This is a genomic window from Shinella sp. WSC3-e (assembly GCF_945994535.1).
Taxonomy (GTDB): Bacteria; Pseudomonadota; Alphaproteobacteria; order Rhizobiales; family Rhizobiaceae; genus Shinella; species Shinella yambaruensis.
This window is the reverse complement of the sequence record NZ_OZ000530.1, coordinates 185,085-208,102: the sequence shown is the minus strand read 5'-3', so window position 1 is coordinate 208,102 and position 23,018 is coordinate 185,085. Positions and strand designations below refer to the sequence as shown.

The following is a 23,018-nucleotide window of genomic DNA, read 5'->3' as shown; positions in this document are numbered from 1 at the left end:
AAGCTTTGCGCAGCAGCAAATATTATGAAATAAATCAATAGATTAGCCGGAATCACGCATCAGGCGCGACCGATCGTCCCGGGAATCGCGAAGGCTGTGGCGCGGACTCACCCCGCCCCGCCCCTCAGCGCTCCTCAGCTCCAGCCGCCGCCATAGGTGCGGTAGAAGATGTGCTTGCCGATCTTGGCCACCCGCTTCATCGTACGGCCCCAGGGCGGGTTCACATAGGTCGCGTGGTAGTGGGTGGACGAGCCGACGTCGTCGAACCAGATCTTTCCGGCGGTGACCGCCATGGCGATCTCCTTGGCGGTCTTCCAGTGCCAGGGCGAGAGGATCAGGTCGGGAATGCGGTCGCAGGCGAAGGAGAACTGGCAGCGGTTGCGCCAGTTTTCGTTCTGGTAGACGACGCCGCAGATGGTCTTCGGATAGGCGGGGTTGCGCACGCGGTTGAGAATGACCTGCGCGACGGCGGCCTGGCCCTTCAGCTCCTCGCCGCGCGCCTCGAAATAGATGCCTTCGGCAAGGCACTTCTGCTCCTTGGCGGTGAAGACCTCCGCCGGCAGCGGCGTGGCCGCCCAGGCGTGATCGTCCGGCGAGATATCGGGCACGAAGCGGCCGAGTTCCGTCTTCGGCTTGAGGATCGAATCGAAGGGCGATTCCCGGGCGTAATCCGGCTCGACGCGGGCATAGGCGGTCGCCAGCACGTCGGCATTGTCATTGGTGACGAGGCTTGCGATGACGGGCGAGACGCCGGGATTCCTGCGCACCGGCTCCTTCTTGTAGAAGGCGGTGGCGATCTCGATTTCCTTGCCCTTGATCTGCGGCTTGGCGAAGGCCATGCGCTGGCCGGTGTCGAAGGCGGGCGAGAGCAGGAAGCTGGTGCGATCGAGAATCGAGCCGGCGGCAAAGCCCTTCGGCGGCGTCACCGGCAGGACGGCGACGATGCGGCCCTTCTTGTCGCGGCGGTTGACGCGGTCCTCGTCGGGAATGCCGCCCTTGCCCTTGTGCTCGCTGCGCAGCGCCGCCGTGACGCCGCCCGGCAGCTCCACGCCCGCGCCGCTTTCGATGCCTCCGGTCGTCATGGCGTCGGCGAAGGCGATCTCGACCTCGTGGATCGAGCCGGCGGGCGAGCGGGTCAGCACCATGGTCTGGTTGCCGCCCTTGCGGTTGAGGCCGGCGAGATAGGTGGCAAGGTCCGTATGGGCGGCCGGCGTCGGAAAGGTGGCGACGAGGCCGAGGCCGGCGGCCAGGGGGATTTTCCACTCCCGCTTCAGATAGGCGAGGAAGCGGCCGGCCGCCGCATGACGAATGCTACGCTTACGCAACTTCTTACTCCGCACGCATGCGCAGGCGCGCCGCCATTGTCGATGGCGTGTCCTCCTGCCCGAAACTGACTGTATGGGAGCCCTTCCGCGCCGAAGCACGGGCCCGAAGCGGCTCGTTGTCAGGGTAAAATGAAGCATTAACCTTGATGGTTGGTTAATGCTGATAAACGGCTTTCGGGGAGGCGTTCACCTCCCCTTCACGTTTTCGTCAGATCACGACATGCGAGCCGAGCTCGACTACGCGGTTGGTCGGCAGGCGGAAATAGTCGGACGGGTCGGTGGCGATGTTAGCGAGCGCGATGAAAAGCCGGTCCTGCCACATGGGCATGCCCGATTCGGCGTCGGGCACCAGCTTGCGGCGGCCGAGATAGAACGAGGTCGACATGATGTCGAACCTGTGCCCCGCCTTGCGCATCAGGCCGAGCGCCTGGGAAACGTTCTGCGTCTCCATGAAGCCGAAATGCATCTCGATGCGCGAGAACCGCTCCGAGATCTTCTCGACCGAGAACCGCTGGGCCGGAGCGACGCGCGGCGTGTTGGCGGTCTTGATCGTCAGGATGAAGTTGCGCTCGTGCAGGACGTGGTTGTGCTTGATGTTGTGCAGCAGCGCGGCGGGGGCGAAGTCCGGATCGCTGGTGAGGAAGATCGCCGTGCCGGTGACCTGCACCGGGGCATGCGCGCCGGGCCTTTCCACGGACTTGACGAAGGCGGGCAGCGGCACCTCGATGCGCCGGGTCTTTTCGCGCAGGATCCTCGTGCCGCGGGTCCAGGTCCACATCAGGACGACGACGGCGCCGGCGATCATGACCGGCACATAACCGCCGTCGACCACCTTGAGCAGGTTCGCGCCGAGGAAGGTGAGCTCGAGCAGGAAGAGCGGCAGCAGCGCCGCGGCGGCGGCAAGCGGCGTCCAGCGCCAGCGCCTGCGCAGGAACTCGAAGGCAAGCACGGTCGTCACCACCATCGCCCCGGTGACGGAAATGCCGTAGGCGGTCGCCAGCGCTTCCGAGGAACCGAAAATGAAGACGAGCAGCATGACGCCGAAGAGCAGCACCGTGTTGACGCCCGGCAGATAGATCTGGCCGGTCTGGGTCTCGGACGTGTGGAAGATCTCCATGCGCGGCAGGAAACCGAGATGGATCGCCTGGCGCGTCAGCGAGAAGGCGCCGGTGATGACCGCCTGGCTGGCGATGATCGTTGCGAAGGTCGCAAGGATGACGACCGGCAGCAGCGCCCATTTCGGGAACATCAGGAAGAACGGATTGGCGATCGTCTCGGGATGGGAAAGCACCAGCGCGCCCTGGCCGAGATAGTTCAGCGTCAACGCCGGGAAGACCAGGCAGAACCAGGCCCACTGGATCGGCCGCCGGCCGAAATGGCCGAGGTCCGCATAGAGCGCCTCCGCCCCCGTCACCGTCAGGAAGACCGCCCCCAGCACGACGAGGCCGACATAGCCTTCGTTATACATGAACAGCACGGCATAATACGGGTTGAAGGCGGCCAGGATGCCGAGGTCGTCGCTGATATGGCTGATGCCGCCGAGGCCCATGACGATGAACCAGAGGGCGGTGATCGGGCCGAAGAACTTCGACACGGCGGCCGTGCCCCAGGACTGCACGGCAAACAGCATGACGAGGATGACGACGGAGATCGGCACGATATAGTCGTCGAGCGTCGGCGTCACGAGCTTCAGGCCCTCGACGGCGGAAAGGACGGACAGCGCCGGCGTGATCATCGCATCGCCGATGAAGAGCGCCGCGCCGGCCGCCCCCATGAAGAAGAGCACGGTGGCATGCCGGCCCGCGGTCTTCGTGAGAAGCGCCAGCAGGGAGAGCGTGCCGCCCTCGCCGTGGTTGTCGGCGCGCAGCAGGAAGAGCACGTATTTCAGCGTGACGATGACCGTCAGCGTCCAGATCATCAGCGAGATGAGGCCGACGACCTCCTCGCGCACGAGACCGTCGCCGGCGACCGGGCGCAGCGCCTCGCGCAGGGCATAGAGCGGGCTCGTGCCGATGTCGCCATAGACGACGCCGACGGAGCCGAGCGCGAGAAGGAACAGCGTGCGCGCCCTGCTGCGGGAATGCGGAGCGCCGGCGGCATGTGCTTGCATGGGACGATCAGGCCTAGAGCCAGCCTTTCCAGCGGAAGAAGAAAAAGGGGAGGATCGCCGACAGCACCATGGCGGCCAGCGTCAGCGGATAAGCCGCGGGGATGTGCAGTTCCGGCATGAACTCGAAGTTCATGCCGTAGGTCGATGCGATCAGCGTCGGCGGCAGCAGCACGACGGAGGCGATCGAGAAGATCTTGATGATGGCGTTCTGCTCGAGGTTGATGAGGCCGAGCGAGGCATCGAGCAGGAAGGTGATGTTACCGGCGACGAAATTGGCGTGCTCGGAGAGCGACTGCACGTCCCGCGTCACCGTGCGGCAGAGCTCCAGGCTCTCGCGATCGGACTGCAGCGCCGGCAGGCCATGCAGGAAGGTCAGGACACGCGAGAGCGACATCAGGCTGTCACGCGTCTTGGCGACAAGGCGGTGGAGCGCGGAGACCTGCACGACGCGGTCTTCCAGATAGCGCGGCGGGCGGCGGCTCAGATGCCGCTTGTCGCCGAACACTTCGAGCGAGAGCTTGTCGGCGCGTGAAACCGCGATCTCGAGGATTTCGGCGGTGCGGTCGGCGATGGTTTCCAGAAGCCGCGTGATCATCACGATGGGCGTGCCGCAGCCGCCCGGAATGCGGTGCATCGCGCTCTTGAACAGGGAGAAGGAGCGCGGCTCGGCATAGCGCACCGTCAGCAGCCGGTCCGGCGTGAGGATGAAGGCGACGTCGGTCAGGTGCGGCAGGTCGCTTTCCGCCTTCACCATCAGCGAAGCCGTCATGTAGGCCGCGTTGCCGTCCGTATAGAGCCGGCTCGACGGCTCGATGTCCTTCAGTTCGTCGCGCGTCGGCACGTCGATCGACAGGACCCGCTCGATCACGGCCTCGTCGTTGCGGGTGGGTTCGAGCAGATCGACCCAGACGGCGCCGGCAAGGGCCTCGGCGGCCGCAGAATCGGTTTCTGCCGGCAGGGCGCGCGCCTCGCCGTTGGGGCGGAAAACCGTGATCACCGGCGAATGGCTCCGGGAAGGACCATCGCTCACACTCCTGACTGGACGCCACGCTTCAGCGGTCGGCCGCGCATATTGCGCGGCGCAACATAAAAAGCAAGGCCATGGCGGGCAACGCGCCGGGGCGCGAAAGGTTCGGCTATTCGAAGACGATCGCCGGCGCGCCGCGCGCGCCCTTGCCCTCGATCGCCTGGAGTTCCTGCCAGACGCGCGTGGCGATCGCGCGATAGGTCTTCGCCGCCGCGCCATCCGGATTGGAAACGACGACGGGCGTGCCGGCATCGGAGGTCTCGCGGATATCCATGGTCAGCGGCACCTCGCCGAGGAACGGCACGCCGATGCGCTCGGCCTCCTTGCGCGCGCCGCCATGGCCGAAGATGTCATAGCGGTTGCCGGTGTCGGGCGCGATGAAATAGCTCATGTTCTCGACGATGCCGAGCACCGGCACCTCGACCTTCGAGAACATGTTGAGGCCCTTGCGCGCATCGATGAGGGCAAGGTCCTGCGGGGTGGAGACGATGACGGCGCCGGCGAGCGGCACCTGCTGGGCCATGGTGAGCTGCGCATCGCCCGTGCCCGGCGGCATGTCGACGACGAGCACGTCGAGCTCGCCCCAGGCGACCTCGCGCAGCATCTGCATCAGCGCCGACTGGATCATCGGCCCGCGCCAGATCATCGCCACCTCCTCGTCGACGAGGAAGCCCATGGACATGACCTTGATGCCGTAGTTCTCCATCGGCTTGATCGTGCGGCCTTCGAGCTGCTGCGGCCGGCCGGAGATCTTCAGGAGCCGCGGCATGGACGGGCCGTAGATATCGGCGTCGAGGATGCCGACGCGAAGGCCGTTCGCCTTCAGCGCCAGGGCGAGGTTGACGGAGGTGGTGGATTTTCCGACGCCCCCCTTGCCCGACGCAACGGCGATGATGGCGCCGACGCCGGGAATGCCGGACTTCGCGCGCTGCGGCGGCTGGCCGGGCGCGGCATGGGCATGGCCGGCATGGCCGTGCGCATCGCCGCGGCCGGGGGGCGGCGGGGTCGGCGCGCGGGCGGCGGCCGGGCCGGAAGCGGCGCGCTTGTCCGCCGTCAGCGCCACCATGGCGGCCTTGATGCCGGGGATTTCCTTGACGACGCGCTCGGCGGCGGCGCGCATCGGGTCGAGCTCGCGGGCGCGCTCGGCCGGCACGGTGATCGAGAAATAGGCTTTGCCGTCGGAGATGAAGACATCCGAGACGAGGCCGAGGTCGACGATGTTGCCATCCATGTCCGGGCCGCGCACCGTGCGCAGCCGTTCCAGCACCTGTTCCTTGCTTACATCCGTCATGAAACCCTCGATCGACCCGTCGCGGCATCAGGCCGCGGCCCTTTTTTCCGTAGATAGTGCACGGAAAGGCGCTCGCCAAACGTTTTCGCCCGCGACCGAAAGCCCCGGCTCCCGCTCAGGCGATCAGCCCGCGGCGGATGGCCTTGACCACGGCCTGGGTGCGGTTGACCGCCTCCAGCTTGCGCGTGACCTGGTTGAGGTAGTGGTTCACCGTATGCTCGGACAGGCCGAGGATTTCGGCGATCTCCAGGCTGGTCTTGCCCGCCGCGGTCCAGCTGAGGCACTGGATCTCGCGCTCGGTGAGCACGACCTGGCCGGATTTCCAGGCCGCGCCGATCTCCGCGAGCCGGTTGAAGAGGTGGACGGAGATCATCTGCAGCATCAGCCGCTCGTCGCGGCCGAGCGTCGGGCTCTCGCCGCCCCAGACGACGGCGCCGCGGTTGCCGAGCGCATCGTGCACGGGGAAAAAGTGGCCGGCCAGCATGCCGTGGCTGGTCATCGCGCCCACCAGCTCGGTGAAATCCAGCTGCTCGGAGGATTCGCCGATCCATTCCCGCATGTCATAGGAGAACGGCACGGTGGTAAGCCGCAGCTTACGGATGCCGGCGCTGTGGCGAACCATGCGTAGCGCATCGTATTTTCCGAGGATTTCCTGCGGCCAGTTGCTGACGATGGAATAGGCCGACAGCTTCTCCGCCTCGAAGCCCGGCAGGTTGAAGACGATGAAAAATTTGAGCCCGTATTCCTCGCACTTGCGCCGCATATAGCGCACGATGTCGAACTGCGTTTCGAGAGCGGCGATCTCGCTGCCTTCGTCCCGTAGCTGGTTGTCGGTGCTGCTCGTTTCGTCAGCCGTCATGGTCCCCCGCAATTTTGTTCTTAGCCTTGGGCATTTGGAGCGGAACCGCACGCATTCCAGAAAGTCGCAAGGTTTTTTTATGCATCAGTTCAAAAGCCCAGCGCGAATCGCCTTGGCGACCGCCTGGACCCGGTTGACGGCATCGAGCTTGCGCGTCGCCCGGTTGAGATAATGATTGACCGTATATTCCGAAAGGCCGAGGATTTCAGACATTTCCACGCTCGTCTTGCCGGCCGAGGCCCAGGACAGGCACTCGATCTCGCGGCGCGAGAGCGAAACGTTCTGCCGGCGGCCGGCGCGCAGCTCGACGACTTCGGTGAAGATGAGGTTCGCGACCGCGTTGAGTTCGGCCATCTCACGCGGATTGAGCACGTCGCGCGTGCCGCCGAAGGCCAGCGCGCCGCGCAGGCCCACCGAATTGTGGGCCGGGAAATAGGCCCCGCGCGACAGGCCGTGCCGTTCGAAGAGGCTCGCCGCGATCGCCGCCTTGCCATCGGCCCTGCGCCGGTTCGTGCGGTCCGCATCATAGGTGAAGGGGTTGGTGCTCTGGCGCAGGCGCTCGATGACGGGGCTGCCGAAGATCAGGCCGGCATGGTCGTATGTCTTGAGCATCTCGTCCGGCCAGGACGTCAGCAGCACGTTGGAGGAGAAGTCGGTCGAGGTTTCCGACGGGACGTTGATCAGGAGGTAGCCGCGAAGGCCGTAGTGCTTGGTCAGGCTGTCCAGCGTCTCGGCGACGTCCTCCTGCGAGCCCAGCGTCGCCGGATCCGGGTCCCGCCGATGCCGGAACCGCGCAGACGCCGTATGAAATCGATCCGCCATATCCATCTTCCTTCAGCACGCACGCGCCCGTGCGGCAAAAATGCCGTCACAATGCACTGCTTGCTCCAGGAACCCCCGTATCCCAATGCAAGTATGTTCGATGAACCGCGCCTCAAGTCCGCGGCGAGCGACGCAACTCGTGAGCTGGTCGTGAGGGAAGCTAATGATGCCCCAACTCCACGTCCAGCGCGATTTTCTAATTTACCGTAAAATGGCGCCATAAGACAACCATGCCATCATTTACGGACCTTGCCTCTCGACTTACCGTTGCGGACCGAGGCGGGCCGACAATTCCGCCATGATGGCGCCGGCCGCATGCCGCACGCGCGGCGCCCAGTCGTCGAGCTGCGCCTCACCGACGCGATAGGCCGGCCCCGTCACGGAAACGCCGGCGACGAGCGCGCGGCCGGCGTCGAAGACCGGGGCGGCGACGCAGCGGATGCCCGGTTCGTGCTCCTCCCGGTCGAAGGCGATGCCGCTCAAACGGATCTGCGCCAGCTCGTCGAGCAGCGCCGCCCGGCTGGTGATCGTCTGCGGCGTGAACCGGCGGAACTCCAGGCCGGACAGGAGGGCGTCGAGCGCCTCGGCATCCAGCGCGGCGAGCGCCGCCTTGCCGACGCCGGTGCAATAGGCCGGCGAGGCATTGCCGATCTGCGAGTTCATGCGCACGGCCTGCCGGCTCTCCACCTTGTCGAGATAGATGATCTCCCGCCCGCGCAGGACGCCGAGATGCACGGTCTCGCCGGTCTGCCGGTGCAGCGCCTCGAGGAAGGGCGCGGCGACGGCGCGGAACTCGTTGCGCGCCCAGCTGGCGGAAGCGAGCTTCAAGAGGCGCAGGCCCGGCACATAGGCATGGTCGGGACGCAGCTCCAGCAACCCCTCCTGCACCAGATGGGAGAGCTGCCGGTGCAGCGTGCCGCGCGGCTGCCCGCTGACGGCGAGCACGTCGGTGAAACGCATCGGGCGCTCGGCGAGCGCCACGGTCTCCAGGACGGCCATCGCCTTGCCGAGCGTGCCGGTGCCCCCCTCCTCGTCCCGCTCGTTCGCCATTGCCACATCCCCGCTCGTCCCTTGACAGGCTGCCATGGTAACGAAATAATTCCGAATAATCAAACTCAGTTCCAAATAATGGAATTTTCTGGAGACCATCGATGACAGGGCGTTATCCGGACCTTGCAGGACAGGGCGTGCTCGTCACCGGCGGCGGCTCGGGCATCGGCGCGGCGCTGGTCAGGGGGTTTGCCGCTGCCGGCGCCCGCGTCGCCTTTCTCGACATTGCCGAGGTGGAGAGCCGCAACCTGGTCTCGGAACTCGAAGGCGCGGTCGGGCACCTGCCCCATTATATACGGACGGACCTGCGTGACATCGATGCGCTGCGCCGGGCGGTCGATGAAGCGGCCGCTGTGCTCGGTGGCCTCAGCGTGCTCGTCAACAATGCGGCGCGCGACGACCGGCACGATCTGGAGACCGTGGAGCCCGACTATTGGGACGAGAACCAGGCGGTGAACCTGCGCCACCACTTCTTCGCCGCCCAGGCCGCCGCACCGCATATGCGGGCAGCCGGCGGCGGGGCGATCGTCAATTTCTCCTCCATCGCCTTCCTGCTCAACATGGGCGAGTTTCCCGGCTATTCCACCGCCAAGGCCGGCATTGTCGGCCTTACCAAGTCGCTCGCCGGTCGGCTCGGGCCGGACAATATCCGCGTCAACGCCATCCTGCCCGGCATGGTGCTGACCGAGCGGCAGAAGCGCCTGTGGATCGACGAGGCGGCGGTGGCCGGCGGCATCGCCCGCCAGTGCCTGAAACGCTCGCTCATCGCCGACGACATGGTCGGCCCCTGCCTTTTCCTGGCGTCGGAGGCCTCCGGCGCCATAACCGCACAAACGCTCATCGTCGACGGAGGCATGCTCTGATGACCACACCCGAACCCGCTTATGTCGCGGTCGACTGGGGGACCTCCAGCTTCCGCCTCTGGCTCATCGGCAAGGACGGCGACGTGCTCGCCGAGCGCCGCAGCGGCGAAGGCATGACGACCGCCGCCCGCACCGGCTTTGCCGAGGTGCTGCAAAGCCACCTTGCCGCCGTCTCGGCACCCGCCGGCCTGCCGGTGCTGATCTGCGGCATGGCCGGGGCCAAACAGGGCTGGGTCGAGGCCGGCTATCTCGATACGCCCGCCGCGCTTGCCGACATTCCCGCCGCCGCCGTGCGCATTCCCGGCGCTTCCGCTGACATCCGCATCCTGCCCGGCCTTGCCCAGCGCGACGCGGCCGCGCCCGATGTCATGCGCGGCGAGGAGACCCAGCTTCTCGGCGCCGCCGCCGCGCTCGGCGAAGGCGACCACCTCGTCTGCATGCCCGGCACGCACAGCAAGTGGGTGCGCCTTTCCGGCGGAAAGGTCGCGGGGTTCTCCACCTTCATGACCGGTGAGCTGTTCGAGGCGATCGCCAGGAACACGATCCTCAGCCACGCCATCGCCGAGGCCGGGGCGATTGCCGGCGACAACGCCGCCTTCCGCGCCGCAGTCGTGCGCATGGTGGCCAATCCGGCGCTTGCAACGAGCCAGATCTTCTCCGTGCGCGCCGGCTCGCTGATCGCGGGGCTTTCGCCGGTGGATGCCAAGGCACGCCTTTCCGGCACGCTGATCGGGCTGGAGATCGCCGGAGCCCTCTCCCTCGTCGCCGAGGGCACGCCCGTCACGCTCGTCGTGTCCGGCGGGCTCGGCGCACTCTACAAGGACGCCCTTGCCGCCGCCGGCATCGCCCCCACCGTCATCGACGCCGATACCGCCGTGCGCGACGGCCTTGCCGCGGGCGCGAAGGCCCTCTGGTCCCTTTGAACATGAACTGCAACCCATTCCGCTCACCCCGGACCTGCTCCCGAGAAAGCTGAACCGATGAACCGCATCCCCTTCCCCCCGATGAAATACCCGCTGATCGCCATCCTGCGCGGCCTGAAGCCGGGCGAGACCCAGGCTGTCGTCGGCGCCCTGATCGAGACGGGTTTCACCGCGATCGAGATCCCGCTGAACTCGCCCGATCCCTTCGCCTCGATCGAGACCGCCGCGAAGATGGCGCCCGAGGGCTGCCTGATCGGTGCCGGCACGGTGCTGACCGTCGCGGATGTCGACCGGCTCGCCGATGTCGGCGGGCGGCTGATGGTGAGCCCGAATGTCGAGCCCGACGTCATCGCCGCCGCCGCCGCCAAGGGCATGGTGACGATGCCGGGCGTCTTCACGCCGACCGAAGCGCTCGCCGCCGCGCGCGCCGGGGCGACGGGGCTCAAGTTCTTTCCCGCCAGCGTGCTCGGCCCTGCCGGCATCCAGGCGATCCGCGCCGTGCTGCCGGCCGACCTGGAGATCGCGGCCGTCGGCGGCGTCTCGGAAAAGAACTTCGCCGACTACGCCGCGATCGGCATCCGCAGCTTCGGCCTCGGCTCCAGCCTCTACAAGGCGGGCATGGGCGCCGACGAGGTGCGCGCCCGCGCCCGCGCGACGGTCGAGGCCTATGATGCGGTGTATGGAGGCGGAAAATGAGCGAGACCCATTCCTTCACCGGCCGCATCCTGTGCGAGACGGCCTGCGAGCTCGGCGAAGGCCCGACCTACGATCCGGCGACGGGCACGGCCTACTGGTTCGACATCATGGGCCGCACGCTGCATGAACTGCACCTTGCGACGATGACCAAGGCGACGCATGCCCTGCCCTTCCTCGGCAGCGTGCTCGCCGTCGTCGATCCGGAGCGCCAGCTCATCGTCTCCGACCAGGGGCTTTTCCTGCGCAGGGTCGCCGATGGAGCGCTCAGTCCCTTCGTCACGCTGGAGGACAAGGCGCAGAACCGCTCCAATGATGGGCGCGTGCATCCGTCCGGGGCGCTCTGGGCGAGCACGATGGGCCGCAAGGCGGAAAAGCATGCCGGCGCGATCTATCACATTGCCGGCGGAACGGTGACGAAGCTCTTTTCCGACATCACCATCCCGAACGGCATCTGCTTCTCGCCGGATGGCCGCATCGGCTATTTCACAGATACGGACGTCAACCATCTGATGCGCGTCGCGCTCGACCCGAAGACCGGCCTGCCCGCCGGCGCGCCCGAGGTCCTCGGCGACGAGACCGGCACGCCGGGCGGCATCGATGGCTCGGTCTGCGATGCGGACGGGCTGATCTGGAACGCACGCTGGGGCGCAAATGCGGTCGATGTCTACAAGCCCGACGGCACGAAGATCGCCCGCCATCTGGTGCCGGCCGCGCAGGCGAGCTGCCCGGCCTTCATCGGCGACAAGGCCGACCGGCTGCTGGTGACATCCGCCTGGCAGGGCATGGACGCGGCCGCACGCCTTGCCGATCCGCATGCCGGCCAGACTTTCGAACTCGGCCTCTCCGTGAAGGGGCGTTTCGAGCCGGCATTCGCGCTCTGAAGATACATACGGCTGGAGCGGGCCGCGGCCCTGCGCCCGCTTCCCGCGTCAAAAATGCATGGCGGCAATCAAAAAGAAGGCAATTTTCATCGGAACCAAAAACGGATGTCGCCGTTCCTTGTCCATCAGCCGGTGCGGACGGCCCCTCTAAAGACCGCCGCGCCTTGATGCCAACGAGACGAAAGGCAGGTTCAAGATGACCAATAAACTTCTCACTTCCGTTGCCGCTGGTGCACTCTTCCTCGGCGCGGCCCTGGCCCCGGCAGCCTTTGCGCAGGATACCAACCAGCCGGCCGCCGGCGAAACCCAGACCCTGGAGCAGCAGCCGGGTATGACCGGTGACGACGCCACGGGCACCACGCCCGGCGACACCGCAGCAACCCCGACCACGCCGACGACCGAGGATACGGCCCAGACGCCGGAAACCGGCACGGCCACCGAAGACACGGCTCAGACCCCGGCAACGACCCCGACCGAGGACACGGCACAGGCGCCGGCTGCCGGCGGTGACTATCTGACGGCCCAGTCGCCGGAACAGATCAGCGCCAACACCTATCTCGGCCAGGCCGTCTACAACAGCGCCGATGAAAGCATCGGCAAGATCTCCGATCTGATCATGGAGAAGGACGGCGGCATCACCGCAGCCGTTGTCGGTGTCGGCGGCTTCCTGGGCATCGGCGAAAAGTGGGTCGCCGTTCCGTTCGAGAAGATCTCGATCACGCAGATCCCGGATTCGGACGATGTCAAGCTGACGACGACCGAAACCGCCGAGAGCCTGCAGGCCGCGCCGGAATTCAAGACCACGGCGCAGCAGGTTGCCGAACGCCAGGCCACGACCCCGGTCGATACCTCGACGACCTCGTCGACGACCGACACGGGCACGGCTCCGGCCACCCAGCCGGTCGAATAATCCGGCAGGTTCATTCTGATCTCCAGCCCGGTGGCCATCCCTGCGCCACCGGGTTTTTCTTTTGCACTATGCTTTTTTGACGTGCGCGTTTCCCCCCTCTGCCCTGCCGGGCATCTCCCCCTCAAGGGGGGAGATTGGATGGAGGACCATTTCGCCCATCTCCAGCGTTGCGATTCGAGCAGGGTTCCTGCTCCTTGCCGATCTCCCCCCCCTTGAGGGGGAGATGCCCGGCAGGGCAGAGGGGGAGCAGCCGCAAATGCGCGCTTGAAACTCCTTCAATACCAGGCGTCGGCCACGGCGACCTTCTTGCGGTCCATGTAGTCGCAAAGCGCCTCGTCGATGGCGGCATCGAGCGGGGGCGCCTGGTATTCGGCGAGCGTCTTCTTCCACTGGCGGTTGGCGCGGGTCGCCATGTCCGTCGAGCCGCCCTCCTCGCTCCATTTCTCGAAGGGCTCGTTGTCGGACAGGGCCGAATCCCAGAAGGCGGTCTGGTAGTTGCGCATCGTGTGGTCGCAGCCGAGGAAATGGCTGCCGGGGCCGACCTGGAGGAAGGCGTCCATGGCCAGCGTGTTGTCGTCGACCGTGACGCCGGCGAGATAGGAATGCAGCGCGCCGCAGAGGTCGGCATCCATCACGAACTTCTCGTAGGACATGGAGAGCAGGCCGTCGAGGAAGCCGGCGGAATGCAGGATGAAGTTGGCGCCGCAATGCACCGCCGACAGCATGGACATCAGGCCTTCCTGCATGGCCTGGCCGTCCGGCAGCTTGGAGTTCGAGAAATTGCCGGCGCAGCGCAGCGGCAGCTTCAGGCGCCGGGCGAGCTGGCCGACGACCATGGAGCCGATGGCCGGCTCCGGCGTGCCGAAGGTGGGCGAGCCGGAGCGCAGCGACATGGAGGAGAGGAAATTGCCGAAGATGACCGGCGCGCCCTTCCTTTCAAGCTGGGTCAGCGCGCAGCCGGCCAGCGTTTCGGCGAAGGACTGGGCGATGGCGCCGGCATTCGTCACCGGTCCCATGGCGCCGCCGAGAATGAAGGGCACGATGACGGCGGCCTGGTTGGCGCGGGCATAGGCGCGCAGGGATTTCGTCATCGTGCCGTCCCAGACGAGCGGCGAATTGACGTTGACATTGCCGAGGATGACGCAGTTCTTGTCGACGAAATCGGCGCCGAACAGGATGCGCGCCATGTCGATGGAATCCTCCGCGCGCTCCTCCGCGGTGATCGAGCCCATGAAGGCACGGTCGGAATATTTGATGTGGCTATAGACCATGTCGAGATGGCGCTTGTTGACGGGAATGTCGACCGGCTCGCAGATCGTGCCGCCGGAATGGTGCAGCCAGGGGCTCGACTGGGCGAGCTTGATGAAGTTGCGGAAGTCCTCCAGCGTGCCGTAGCGCCGGCCCTTGTCGAGGTCCATGACGAAGGGCGAGCCATAGGCCGGCGAGAAGACCACCTTGTTGCCGCCGATCTCGACATTGTTGGCGGGGTTGCGGGCGTGCTGGGTGAACTCGGCGGGCGCGGAGGAGACGATCTCGCGCAGCATGCCGGGCTCGAAGCGCACGAGCAGACCCTCCACCTTCGCACCGGCGCACTTCCAATGGTCGATGGCGGCGGGATCGTCGCGGAACTCGATGCCGACCTCGGCCAGGATGCGGTCCGCCGCCCGCTCGATCTTCTGCAGGTTCTCTTCCGACAGCACGTCGTAGGTCGGGATGCCCCGCACGATATAGGGCACGCCGAGCGCCTTGGCGCCACCCTCCCGCCGGGCCGGACGTCCCCTCACTCTGCGTGCCGGTGCTTCGATCGTCGCTGCGTCTGCCATTGTCGCCTCCATAATCCAGAACGAGGCTAGGCGTGATTGAGTGCCTTGTGACGCTGGAAAAAACTTACGAAGACTATAAGCTGTATTTATGGAAACCCTGCGCCGTCTGCTCCCCTCCGCCTCCAGCCTCATCATCTTCGAGGCCGCCGGGCGGCACCAGAACTTCACCCGCGCCGCCGCCGAGCTCGGCATGACGCAGGCGGCCGTCTCCTATGCGGTGCGCAATCTCGAGGAGCAGCTGGGCGTGGCGCTCTTCCACCGCATCCACCGCGCCGTGGAGCTGACCGATGCCGGCGAGCGCTTCCATGCGGACGTGACGCTCGGCCTGTCGCGCATCCAGAAATCGGCGGAGGATATCCGCGCCAAGGGGCGCGAGGCGAATGTGACGCTTGCCGCCTCCACCGCCTTCGCCTCGATGTGGATGCTGCCGCGGCTGGCCAAGCTGCGCGCCGACCTTCCCGATATCGACCTGCGCATCCAGACCAGCGTGCGCGACCTCGACCTCGACGAGGAGCCGATCCCGCTCGGCATTCGCGGCGGCGACCCGGCGAAATGGCCGCGCTATCATGCGGCGCTGCTGGCGCCGGAAGTGATCGCGGCCGTCGCCAGCCCGGCCTTCGTGGAAAGCCGCGGGCACCCGACGACGCCGGAAGAACTGCTGAAACTGCCCCTCATCCACCTGGAGGAGCCGGTGCGGGCGGCCTGCGACTGGCCGGAATGGTTCGCAAGCGCGGGCGTGCGCTACCCGGCGCAGGCCCGCCGGCTCGCCATCAACGATTATGTGCTGGTGATCCAGGCCGTGCTGGCGGGGGAAGGCGTCGCGCTCGGCTGGCGGCACCTGATCGACGGGCAGGTGCGCTCGGGCGCGCTCGTCACCGTCGGCGGCCATGTGCTGAGGACGGACGACGCCTTCCACGTCGTCTGGCCGCGCTCGCACGAACTCAACGGCCCGGCCCGGCGGGTGCGGGACTGGCTGCTGGAGGAAGGCCGGCTGGCCCGGAGCGGCGAGGCCTGAGCGTCAGCGGCGCAGCACCGGCCGCACCTCTTCGTGGAAGAAGCGGAAATAGGAGGTGATCTGCGCGAGCGCGTTGGTCGACAGCTTGTACTGGATGCCGAGGCGGCCGTTGGAATACCAGCACACCGTGCCGCTGAGGCGGCCCAGTTCCTCGCTCTCGACCGTCACCAGCTGGCCGGCCATGGCCTGGATGGGCTTCTCCACGTCGAAGGCCATGCCCGTCGGAGAGAGGTCGATGACGCGCGCCCGCGTCGTTTGATGCATCACCCGCACCGTCGCGAAAATACGCACCTTGGAACGGTCGCTCGCCCTGACGGGCATATCCTTGATGGTCGTCATCCGTGGCTCCCCTCACGAACATTCACAGTGGAGCCACCATAATAGAGGCTGCTTGCCGCCCGGCTAAACAAATGCCTGCAATTTTACGGAAGTGGTCCATTCGGGGACGGCGCCTCAGCAGACGGCCCGGCCCTCGACGCTGACATAACGATCGGAGAGGAAGCGCATGGTGGCGACGGCATCCTGCGGCTTGCCGTAGAAATAGCCCTGCCCCATGCCGCAGCCGAGCGCCTTCAGCTTCAGCGCCTCGGAGAAATCCTCGATGCCTTCGGCGACGACGGCAAGATCGAGGCCCTCGCACATGGCGACGATCGCCTTGATGATGTGTTCGGAGGCCTTGTCGTTGGAAATGCGCGAGACGAAGGCGCGGTCGATCTTCACCTTGTCGAAGGTGAAGTCGCGCAGGCGCCCGAGGCTCGACTGGCCGGTGCCGAAATCGTCGAGCGAGATGCGCACGCCCGCCGCGCGCAGCTCCCCGACGATCTTCTGCGCCGTGTCGGCATCCGTCATCACGGCGGTCTCGGTGATCTCCAGCTCCAGCCGGCGCGGATCGAGCCCGGCGCGGTTGAGGATCGCCAGCGTGTTGAAGGCCGTCTTCGGGTCCATCAGCTGGGCGGAGGAGAGGTTGAAGGAGAGGAAGAGCTCCTTCGGCCAGGACAGCGCCGTCTCGGCCGCCTTGCGTAGCAGCGTATCGGACAGCGCATCGATGAAGCCGCGCTCCTCGGCAAGCGGCACGAAGGTGGCGGGCGAGACATAGCCGAGATCGGCATCGCACCAGCGCGCCAGGGCCTCGAAGCCGACGACCGTGTCGTCGCGCAGGCTGACGATCGGCTGGAAATGCACGTCCACCTCATTGGCGATGATGGCATTGCGCAGCGCCTGCTCGAGCTGCGTGGCGCGCTTCATCTCCTGGGCGATCTCCTGGGAATAGACGGTGATCTGGCCGCGGCCGCGGCGCTTGGAGCGGTAGAGGGCCGTATCCGCGCTCTTCAGGAGCTCGGTGAAATCCGCGCCGGCGAAGGGGAAGATGGCAAAGCCGAACGAGGCCGAAAGGCGCACATTGCGGTCGCCGAGATCGAAGGGGGCCGACAGCACCTCGCGCAGCATCTGGCCGATCTTCTCCGCGCCCTTGCGCTCGAAGACGAGCGGCAGCACGAAGGCGAACTCGTCACCGCCGTGGCGGGTGACGGTGGCGCCGTCGGGAATGCAGGCCTTCAGGCGATGGGCCACCTGGCAGAGGATCTCATCGCCCGCGCGCGGGCCGAAAAGGTCGTTGATCGGTTTGAAGCCGTCGAGATTGGCGATGCCGATGGCAAACGGCGCGGGGTCCTCCTCGCGCTCCTTGGCGATCTGGCGCACCTTGTCGCGCAATCGGTAGAGGTTGCCGAGCCCCGTCAGCGGGTCCGTATAGGCCATCGCATGGAGGTCGGTCTGGGAAACATCCAGCGCTGCAGGATCAGCAGACTTCATCAATGATTTCCCGTACTTGCACGCGACCTCCGAGGATGGTTCCACGATGAGGCATGATCGTTAACAAAAACATAGCAAACGATCGTCACTCCTGCCCACCTGCCTCCCCAAATCTGGGGAGTTGACCGGCCCCATTCAACCTATGCGACAGATTTCTCCGGCTGACGGCCGGCATAGCGCCGGTAGATCGCCTCGATCATGTCCGGGCTGACCGGCTTGGTGATGTAGTCGTCCATGCCGGCGTCCATGCAGTTCTGCATGTCGACATTGAGCGCCTGGGCGGTGACGGCGACGATGGGTGTGTGGGTGCCCGTCAGCTCCTCGGCCTCGCGGATCTCCATCGCCGCATCGATGCCGTTCATCACGGGCATGGAAATGTCCATCAGCACGAGGCGCGGCTGGTGCTTGCGCCAGAGCATCACCGCCTCCTCGCCGTTCTCGGCGATGCGGTGCGAGATGCCCATGCCCTCGAGGATCTGCGAGAAGACGAACTGGTTGATCCGGTTGTCCTCGGCCACGAGCACCTCGATATCGCCGACGGCGCCCGGCAGCATGGCGGAAATGTCCGTCGCGATGTACCAGTCGTCCGACAGCGACACCGGCGTGATGATGTCGCCGAGCGGCGAGTCGTTCTGCGAGAGCAGCTCGTGCTCCTCGACGAGCACGCGCATGAAATCCGGGCCGATGCCGTCGGGCGCGATCACCCGCGTGGCGATGCCGTGCGCATTGGAAAGGATGCCCTCGTGCTCCGGCAGGTTGTCGTCGATCACCACGAGGTCGATCGAGAGCCCTTCGCGGGCGGCAAGCGCGAGGAAGGCATCGTGCTCGCAGACGCTGCGCACCGCGCAGCAATCCGCCCCGCGCGCCCGGAACTCGCCGACCAGGATCTCCTCGATGCGCGGATTGGGCGTGGCGACCAGGGCGCGCTTGCCGGAAAGCGCCCGCAGCTCCTCGCCGTTCAGCTGGCCCAGCAGCAGCCGGCGTTCGGCGTCGCGCACCGGATCGAAGCAGTTCTGCCCCTCGACGAAACCGCCCGGCACGCTGAGCAGCACGTCGCGGCCGTCCGAAACCGCCCTGTTGCCGGCGACGAGCGCGGTCACGTCCTCCATCACCGTGACGATGGCATGGTGGCCGGGCGCGCCGATGCGGTATTTCCGGGTGATGACGTAGAGATCGGCCCCATCCGCACGGATGACGTGCTCCGGCATGCTGTAGGGTTCGCCCGTCTCCAGCACCGCACGGTCGGAGCGCTCGATGCGCTCGGCATTCTCCGCATCGGCAAGGTCCCAGACCGAGCGGCCGAGAATGCCGTCGGGATTGGCATTGTAGATCGCGCAGAAGGCGCTGTTGGCCGCGATATAGGTGAGGTTGCGGTCCTTGATGACGACCGGGGACGGCAGGGTCTCGAGGATCTCCTCGGTCAGCGCGATGCGCTCGAGGTCCGAGCGCCACTGCTCTTCCTGCTTCTTCTGCTCGGAAACGTCGACCAGGGTGGTGACATTGTAGCCGCTCGGCAGGCGGCGCTTGCGGAAATGGATCCAGCGGTCGCGGCCGAGCCGCTCGACGGCATCGTACTGCTCGCGCCAATGGGCCGAGATGCGGGTGGAAATCCACTCCTCGCGGTTGACCGCCTTGTGGCGCTGCTCGGGCGGAATGCCGTAGCGCACGCCGCTGTCGAAGATGGCGCCGAGCACGTCGCGCAGCCGCGTGCCGGGATTCAGCGTATCGGCGGGAATGGGAAAGTAGCGCAGGACCTGGCGGCTGGCGAAGACGAGGCAGTCGTTCTTGTCGTAGACGATCACGGCGGCGGCGAGGATATCGCACGCGGCCTCAAACATTCCCAGCCGGATGTTCGCGTCTGACGACGCTACATCATTCATAGTGGCAGACCTCGCCTGTCTGGCATTCCCGAACACATGCTGATCGGCGCGTCTTGCACCTTGGGACATACGGGAATGACAGCGGCCAGCGACGCTGAAATCGTCCACCGGAGAACCGGCCGGCTTGTGTTCATACAAGCGTCCGCGCACGTTGGCAGCATTTTATTAAAGCCTGATTAAACGATTTGCGGCCGCCGGGCGCCGCAAGGCGGGATAAGCCAACTTGCCCCTTCCAAGCCCCCGCCGAATCCGCGAAAATGGCGGCATGACGATCAGGCAGCTTTCCGAAACCCTCATCAACCAGATTGCCGCAGGCGAGGTGATCGAACGACCGGCAAGCGCCGCCAAGGAGCTGATCGAGAACGCGCTGGACGCGGGCGCGACGCGCATCGAGATCGCGACGGCCGGCGGCGGCAAGACCTTGCTGCGCGTCACCGACAACGGCAGCGGCATGGCGCCCGCCGACCTGGAACTGGCGATCCGCCGCCACTGCACCTCGAAACTCGACAAGGACCTGCTCGACATCCGCACGCTCGGCTTCCGCGGCGAGGCGCTGCCCTCCATCGGCTCGGTGGCGAAGCTCTCGCTGCTCAGCCGCACGGCGGAGGCCGGCGAGGGCGCGGAGATCAGCGTGACCGGCGGCAGGGTGGAGCCGGTGCGGCCCGCCGCGGCCAATCGCGGCACGGTGGTCGAGGTGCGCGACCTGTTCTTCGCCACGCCCGCCCGCCTCAAGTTCCTGAAGAGCGAGAAGGCGGAGGCCTCGGCCATTGCCGACGTGGTGCGGCGCATGGCGATCGCCTTCCCGCATGTGCGCTTCGTGCTGTCGGGCTCCGACCGCACGACGCTGGAATTTCCCGCGACGGGCAGCGACAGGCTCGCCCGCATCGCCCAGGTGCTCGGCCGCGATTTTCGCGACAATGCCATCGAGATCGATGCGGCGCGCGAGGGCGTCCGGCTCACCGGCTTTGCCGGCGTGCCGACCTTCAACCGCGGCAACAGCCTCAACCAGTTCGCCTTCGTCAACGGCCGGCCGGTGCAGGACAAGCTGATCTGGTCGGCGCTGCGCGCGGCCTATGCCGAGACGATCCCGCACGGGCGTTATCCCGTGGCGGTGCTGGCGATCGAGATCGATCCGGCGCTCGTCGACGTCAACGTGCACCCGGCGAAATCCGACGTGCGCTTCCGCGATCCGGGCCTGGTGCGCGGCCTCATCATCGGCGCGATCCGCGAGGCGCTCGCCCGCGAGGGCGACCGGGCGGCAACCACCGGTGCGGCCGGCCTGATGCGCGCCTTCCGGCCGGAGACGCATCGCCCGCAGACGCCCTGGAGCCCGGCCGCCTCGCCCTACCGCCCCTTCCAGACGGCCGGCGCCGCGGCGCCGCATTTCAGCGAAAGACAGACCGGCTTTGCCGATTTCGCCGCGCCCTCGGCGCGCGGCGAGCCGGCCTTCGCCCCTCCTTCCACCGCGCCGCGGGACGAGGAACCGCCGCAGCGCCACCCACTCGGCGCGGCGCGCGCGCAGCTGCACGAGAACTACATCGTCGCGCAGACCGAGGACGGGCTCGTCATCGTCGACCAGCATGCGGCGCATGAGCGGCTGGTCTTCGAGGCGATGCGCAACGCCCTCCATGCCCGGCCGGTGCCGGCGCAGGCCCTGCTCATCCCCGAGATCGTCGACCTTCCCGAGGACGATTGCGACCGGCTGGTCTCCCATGCGGAGGAATTCGCCCGCCTCGGCCTCGGCATCGAGCGCTTCGGGCCGGGCGCCGTCGCCGTCCGCGAGACCCCGGCCATGCTCGGCGAGATGGACGCGGCCGGGCTCGTGCGCCAGCTTGCCGACGAACTGGCCGAATGGGACACGGCGAGCGGCCTGAAGAACAAGCTGGAATACCTCGCCGCGACCATGGCCTGCCATGGCTCGGTTCGCTCGGGCCGGCGCATGCGGCCGGAGGAGATGAACGCGCTCCTGCGCCAGATGGAGGCGACACCCGGTTCCGGCCAGTGCAACCACGGCCGGCCGACCTATATCGAGCTCAAGCTTTCCGACATCGAGCGGCTGTTCGGCCGGAGCTAGAGCATTTCCAGCCGAAGCGACGTCGTTTCGGCGTCGGACAATGCGGGAAAACAAGAATCCAGAGCGTGAACCATTCTTTCAAAGCGAGCCCCCTTGGCCGGTGCGACAGCGAAAAGGCTGGAAATTTCGGCCTTGCCGGGATATGGCACGGTATCGACCGCGCAGCCGGCGCGTGACCCTGGATGAGACGGATATTGAGATCGATGATGAACCGTTTTGAAGGACGCGGCAGCCGCGAAGCGAAGATCCGCTATCTCGACGGCGATTTCCAGATCCTGATGCCCGGCTCGCACGTCATCTGCGCGATGACCGGCGAGACGGTGCCCGTCGACGAGCTGCGCTACTGGAGCGTCGCCCGGCAGGAGCCCTATGCCAGCGCCGAAGCCTCGCTCGAGGCCGAAAAGCGCGCCGGGGCGCTGCCGGTGCAGAAGAGGCAGTAGGCAGTAGGCAGTAGGCAGTAGGCAGTAGGCAGTAGAGACTGCCCGAGAGTGCGGCAGCGTCAATTCCTATTGGCTACTGCCTATTGCCTACCCCCTATTTCCCGGCCGGCCGCTGCAGCTTGCGCCGTCTTGCGCTGGCAATCGCCGCATCGATGATCGCATCCGGGCCTCTCGGGTCGTCGAAGCGGATTTCCACCTCGATCACCCGGCTCTTCTCCTTCAGCTCCTCCGCGCGGCCATGCTCACCGGCAAGGCGAGCGCTGTCCTTTGCCGTGGTGACGAGCTGGTAGTTCAGCCCTTCGGCATGGTCGAGGATCTCCGCGACCTCGTCCTCGGAGAGGTGATGGTGGTCGGGGAAGCCGCGCGTCACATAGAGATGCGCGCCCGTCTCGGTGACGGTGCGGAAGAACTTCTCGTTGTCGGCAATGCCCGACCAGGCCATGACGACCTTGTCGGCGAGGTCTTCCGCGCCGACGGTGACGAGCGTGGCGGAGTGGATCGCCTTGCCGGCGCGCGCCGCCTGGCGGATCAGCGCATCGGCGGCATTGCCGTTGCCGATCGCCAGAAGCGCGTTCGCCTGGCGCATCTGCTCGGCAAGCGGCGCGCGCACCGGCCCGCCCGGCACGAGATGGCCGTTGCCGATGCCGCGGCGGCTGTCGATGACCAGCAGCGCATAGTCGAAGGTGAGCTGCGCGCTCTGGAAGCCGTCATCCATGATGATGAGGTCGGCGCCCTCCTCCACCAGCCTGCGGGCGCCCTTGACGCGCCGGCGCGAAATCACGGTCAGCGCCTCGCGGGCGAGCAGCAGCGGTTCGTCGCCGACGGCGCGGGCGCGGTGGTGGTGCGGATCGACGACGGTGGTCACGTCGAGCGAGCCGCCATAGCCGCGCGACAGGAAACCGGGCTTCAGCCCCCGCGCCTTGGCGGCGCGGGCGAGCGCGATCGCCGTCGGCGTCTTGCCGGCCCCGCCGACGGTGAAGTTGCCGACACAGATGACGGGCACGGCCACCTCGGCACGGCGGCCCTTGCGCATGCGCCGGCCGGCGATCAGGCCGTAAAGGCGCGAGACCGGCCAGAGCACATAGGCCCGCCAGTCAGGCTTCGTCCACCAGAAAGGCGGCGCTTCACTTACCATTCCATCCCCCGCGCGCGTGCCGACCCGGTTCGTCGCAGCAAACGCGAGAAGTTGCGGAAAATCAACCGGGGGGATTGTGAGCGTG

General features: G+C 66.7%; 20 protein-coding genes. 8 read left to right on the top strand and 12 right to left on the bottom strand.

The genetic code is table 11. The annotated features are described in order from the left end of the window. Positions 1–134 precede the first annotated feature (134 nt). The 7 genes from AABF56_RS00945 to AABF56_RS00915 all read right to left on the bottom strand — a co-directional run bounded on the left by AABF56_RS00945 (position 135) and on the right by AABF56_RS00915 (position 8,484). Entirely contained in the window at positions 135–1,310 is a 1,176-nt protein-coding gene (locus AABF56_RS00945; protein WP_443021142.1) for a cell wall hydrolase, read from the bottom strand. A gap of 223 nt (positions 1,311–1,533) precedes the next feature. After that, positions 1,534–3,435 (bottom strand): potassium transporter Kup, encoded by a 1,902-nt coding sequence (locus AABF56_RS00940; RefSeq protein WP_272804599.1) that lies wholly within the window; start codon positions 3,433–3,435, stop codon positions 1,534–1,536. Positions 3,436–3,448: 13 nt separating this feature from the next. After that, positions 3,449–4,432, bottom strand: coding sequence for a magnesium transporter CorA family protein (locus AABF56_RS00935; RefSeq protein ID WP_284220291.1), 984 nt, complete (start codon positions 4,430–4,432; stop codon positions 3,449–3,451). 139 nt (positions 4,433–4,571) lie between these two features. Continuing rightward, the gene (locus tag AABF56_RS00930) at positions 4,572–5,753 is read right to left on the bottom strand and encodes an Mrp/NBP35 family ATP-binding protein (protein ID WP_244767878.1); all 1,182 of its coding nucleotides are present in this window, start codon (positions 5,751–5,753) and stop codon (positions 4,572–4,574) included. A 115-nt stretch (positions 5,754–5,868) separates the two neighbouring features. Next, the gene (locus AABF56_RS00925; protein WP_244767879.1) at positions 5,869–6,612 is read right to left on the bottom strand and encodes a helix-turn-helix transcriptional regulator; all 744 of its coding nucleotides are present in this window, start codon (positions 6,610–6,612) and stop codon (positions 5,869–5,871) included. A gap of 84 nt (positions 6,613–6,696) precedes the next feature. Continuing rightward, a complete protein-coding gene (locus AABF56_RS00920) occupies positions 6,697–7,434 on the bottom strand; it encodes a helix-turn-helix transcriptional regulator (RefSeq protein ID WP_272804598.1) in 738 nt (245 codons plus the stop codon). A 261-nt stretch (positions 7,435–7,695) separates the two neighbouring features. Further along, complete coding sequence (locus AABF56_RS00915; protein WP_272804597.1) at positions 7,696–8,484, bottom strand: IclR family transcriptional regulator; 789 nt, start codon at positions 8,482–8,484, stop codon at positions 7,696–7,698. Positions 8,485–8,585: 101 nt separating this feature from the next. On the opposite strand from AABF56_RS00915, the gene AABF56_RS00910 reads away from it, so the two are divergent. The 5 genes from AABF56_RS00910 (at position 8,586) to AABF56_RS00890 (ending at position 12,757) form a co-directional block, all read left to right on the top strand. Then, positions 8,586–9,347 carry an SDR family NAD(P)-dependent oxidoreductase gene (locus tag AABF56_RS00910; protein WP_272804596.1) on the top strand — a complete coding sequence of 254 codons (762 nt, stop codon included), beginning with the start codon at positions 8,586–8,588 and terminating at the stop codon, positions 9,345–9,347. Further along, a complete protein-coding gene (locus AABF56_RS00905) occupies positions 9,347–10,270 on the top strand; it encodes a 2-dehydro-3-deoxygalactonokinase (protein WP_272804595.1) in 924 nt (307 codons plus the stop codon). The genes AABF56_RS00910 and AABF56_RS00905 overlap by 1 nt, the downstream gene beginning before the upstream one ends. Before the next feature lie 57 nt (positions 10,271–10,327). Further along, positions 10,328–10,966, top strand: a complete 639-nt coding sequence (locus AABF56_RS00900) for a 2-dehydro-3-deoxy-6-phosphogalactonate aldolase (RefSeq protein WP_272804594.1) — start codon at positions 10,328–10,330, stop codon at positions 10,964–10,966. Continuing rightward, entirely contained in the window at positions 10,963–11,847 is an 885-nt protein-coding gene (locus AABF56_RS00895) for an SMP-30/gluconolactonase/LRE family protein (RefSeq protein WP_272804593.1), read from the top strand. Before AABF56_RS00900 ends, AABF56_RS00895 begins: the two co-directional genes overlap by 4 nt. Before the next feature lie 196 nt (positions 11,848–12,043). Beyond that, positions 12,044–12,757: a PRC-barrel domain-containing protein gene (locus AABF56_RS00890; RefSeq protein WP_272804592.1), complete on the top strand. Its 714-nt coding sequence runs from the start codon at positions 12,044–12,046 to the stop codon at positions 12,755–12,757. 275 nt (positions 12,758–13,032) lie between these two features. On the opposite strand, the gene AABF56_RS00885 is transcribed toward AABF56_RS00890, so the two are convergent. Then, positions 13,033–14,580, bottom strand: coding sequence for a trimethylamine methyltransferase family protein (locus tag AABF56_RS00885; RefSeq protein WP_272804591.1), 1,548 nt, complete (start codon positions 14,578–14,580; stop codon positions 13,033–13,035). An 88-nt stretch (positions 14,581–14,668) separates the two neighbouring features. On the opposite strand from AABF56_RS00885, the gene AABF56_RS00880 reads away from it, so the two are divergent. After that, the gene (locus tag AABF56_RS00880; protein WP_272804590.1) at positions 14,669–15,595 is read left to right on the top strand and encodes a LysR substrate-binding domain-containing protein; all 927 of its coding nucleotides are present in this window, start codon (positions 14,669–14,671) and stop codon (positions 15,593–15,595) included. Between the two features lie 3 nt (positions 15,596–15,598). On the opposite strand, the gene AABF56_RS00875 is transcribed toward AABF56_RS00880, so the two are convergent. From AABF56_RS00875 to AABF56_RS00865, 3 genes are all read right to left on the bottom strand, one after another. Beyond that, a complete protein-coding gene (locus tag AABF56_RS00875; protein WP_244767888.1) occupies positions 15,599–15,934 on the bottom strand; it encodes a PilZ domain-containing protein in 336 nt (111 codons plus the stop codon). Between the two features lie 114 nt (positions 15,935–16,048). After that, complete coding sequence (locus AABF56_RS00870) at positions 16,049–17,404, bottom strand: putative bifunctional diguanylate cyclase/phosphodiesterase (RefSeq protein ID WP_244767889.1); 1,356 nt, start codon at positions 17,402–17,404, stop codon at positions 16,049–16,051. Between the two features lie 140 nt (positions 17,405–17,544). Further along, positions 17,545–19,242 carry a response regulator gene (locus tag AABF56_RS00865; RefSeq protein ID WP_272804589.1) on the bottom strand — a complete coding sequence of 566 codons (1,698 nt, stop codon included), beginning with the start codon at positions 19,240–19,242 and terminating at the stop codon, positions 17,545–17,547. Positions 19,243–19,549: 307 nt separating this feature from the next. Between AABF56_RS00865 and mutL the strand changes: the two genes are divergently transcribed. Both mutL and AABF56_RS00855 read left to right on the top strand, forming a co-directional pair. After that, the gene (gene mutL, locus AABF56_RS00860) at positions 19,550–21,358 is read left to right on the top strand and encodes a DNA mismatch repair endonuclease MutL (RefSeq protein ID WP_272804588.1); all 1,809 of its coding nucleotides are present in this window, start codon (positions 19,550–19,552) and stop codon (positions 21,356–21,358) included. Positions 21,359–21,564: 206 nt separating this feature from the next. Further along, the gene (locus AABF56_RS00855) at positions 21,565–21,798 is read left to right on the top strand and encodes a DUF2093 domain-containing protein (protein ID WP_244768114.1); all 234 of its coding nucleotides are present in this window, start codon (positions 21,565–21,567) and stop codon (positions 21,796–21,798) included. 94 nt (positions 21,799–21,892) lie between these two features. Here AABF56_RS00855 and lpxK read toward each other — a convergent pair whose 3' ends face one another. Next, the gene (gene lpxK / locus AABF56_RS00850; protein ID WP_272804587.1) at positions 21,893–22,933 is read right to left on the bottom strand and encodes a tetraacyldisaccharide 4'-kinase; all 1,041 of its coding nucleotides are present in this window, start codon (positions 22,931–22,933) and stop codon (positions 21,893–21,895) included. Positions 22,934–23,018: the final 85 nt, after the last annotated feature.

Bases quoted from the DNA above. Each gene is read 5' to 3' on its own strand.
- AABF56_RS00940 (WP_272804599.1), bottom strand. From the start codon at position 3,435: ATGCAAGCACATGCCGCCGGCGCTCCGCATTCCCGCAGCAGGGCGCGC.
- AABF56_RS00930 (WP_244767878.1), bottom strand. From the start codon at position 5,753: ATGACGGATGTAAGCAAGGAACAGGTGCTGGAACGGCTGCGCACGGTG.
- AABF56_RS00925 (WP_244767879.1), bottom strand. From the start codon at position 6,612: ATGACGGCTGACGAAACGAGCAGCACCGACAACCAGCTACGGGACGAA.
- AABF56_RS00920 (WP_272804598.1), bottom strand. From the start codon at position 7,434: ATGGCGGATCGATTTCATACGGCGTCTGCGCGGTTCCGGCATCGGCGG.
- AABF56_RS00915 (WP_272804597.1), bottom strand. From the start codon at position 8,484: ATGGCGAACGAGCGGGACGAGGAGGGGGGCACCGGCACGCTCGGCAAG.
- AABF56_RS00910 (WP_272804596.1), top strand. From the start codon at position 8,586: ATGACAGGGCGTTATCCGGACCTTGCAGGACAGGGCGTGCTCGTCACC.
- AABF56_RS00905 (WP_272804595.1), top strand. From the start codon at position 9,347: ATGACCACACCCGAACCCGCTTATGTCGCGGTCGACTGGGGGACCTCC.
- AABF56_RS00900 (WP_272804594.1), top strand. From the start codon at position 10,328: ATGAACCGCATCCCCTTCCCCCCGATGAAATACCCGCTGATCGCCATC.
- AABF56_RS00895 (WP_272804593.1), top strand. From the start codon at position 10,963: ATGAGCGAGACCCATTCCTTCACCGGCCGCATCCTGTGCGAGACGGCC.
- AABF56_RS00890 (WP_272804592.1), top strand. From the start codon at position 12,044: ATGACCAATAAACTTCTCACTTCCGTTGCCGCTGGTGCACTCTTCCTC.
- AABF56_RS00885 (WP_272804591.1), bottom strand. From the start codon at position 14,580: ATGGCAGACGCAGCGACGATCGAAGCACCGGCACGCAGAGTGAGGGGA.
- AABF56_RS00880 (WP_272804590.1), top strand. From the start codon at position 14,669: ATGGAAACCCTGCGCCGTCTGCTCCCCTCCGCCTCCAGCCTCATCATC.
- AABF56_RS00875 (WP_244767888.1), bottom strand. From the start codon at position 15,934: ATGACGACCATCAAGGATATGCCCGTCAGGGCGAGCGACCGTTCCAAG.
- AABF56_RS00870 (WP_244767889.1), bottom strand. From the start codon at position 17,404: ATGAAGTCTGCTGATCCTGCAGCGCTGGATGTTTCCCAGACCGACCTC.
- AABF56_RS00865 (WP_272804589.1), bottom strand. From the start codon at position 19,242: ATGTTTGAGGCCGCGTGCGATATCCTCGCCGCCGCCGTGATCGTCTAC.
- mutL (WP_272804588.1), top strand. From the start codon at position 19,550: ATGACGATCAGGCAGCTTTCCGAAACCCTCATCAACCAGATTGCCGCA.
- AABF56_RS00855 (WP_244768114.1), top strand. From the start codon at position 21,565: ATGAACCGTTTTGAAGGACGCGGCAGCCGCGAAGCGAAGATCCGCTAT.
- lpxK (WP_272804587.1), bottom strand. From the start codon at position 22,933: ATGGTAAGTGAAGCGCCGCCTTTCTGGTGGACGAAGCCTGACTGGCGG.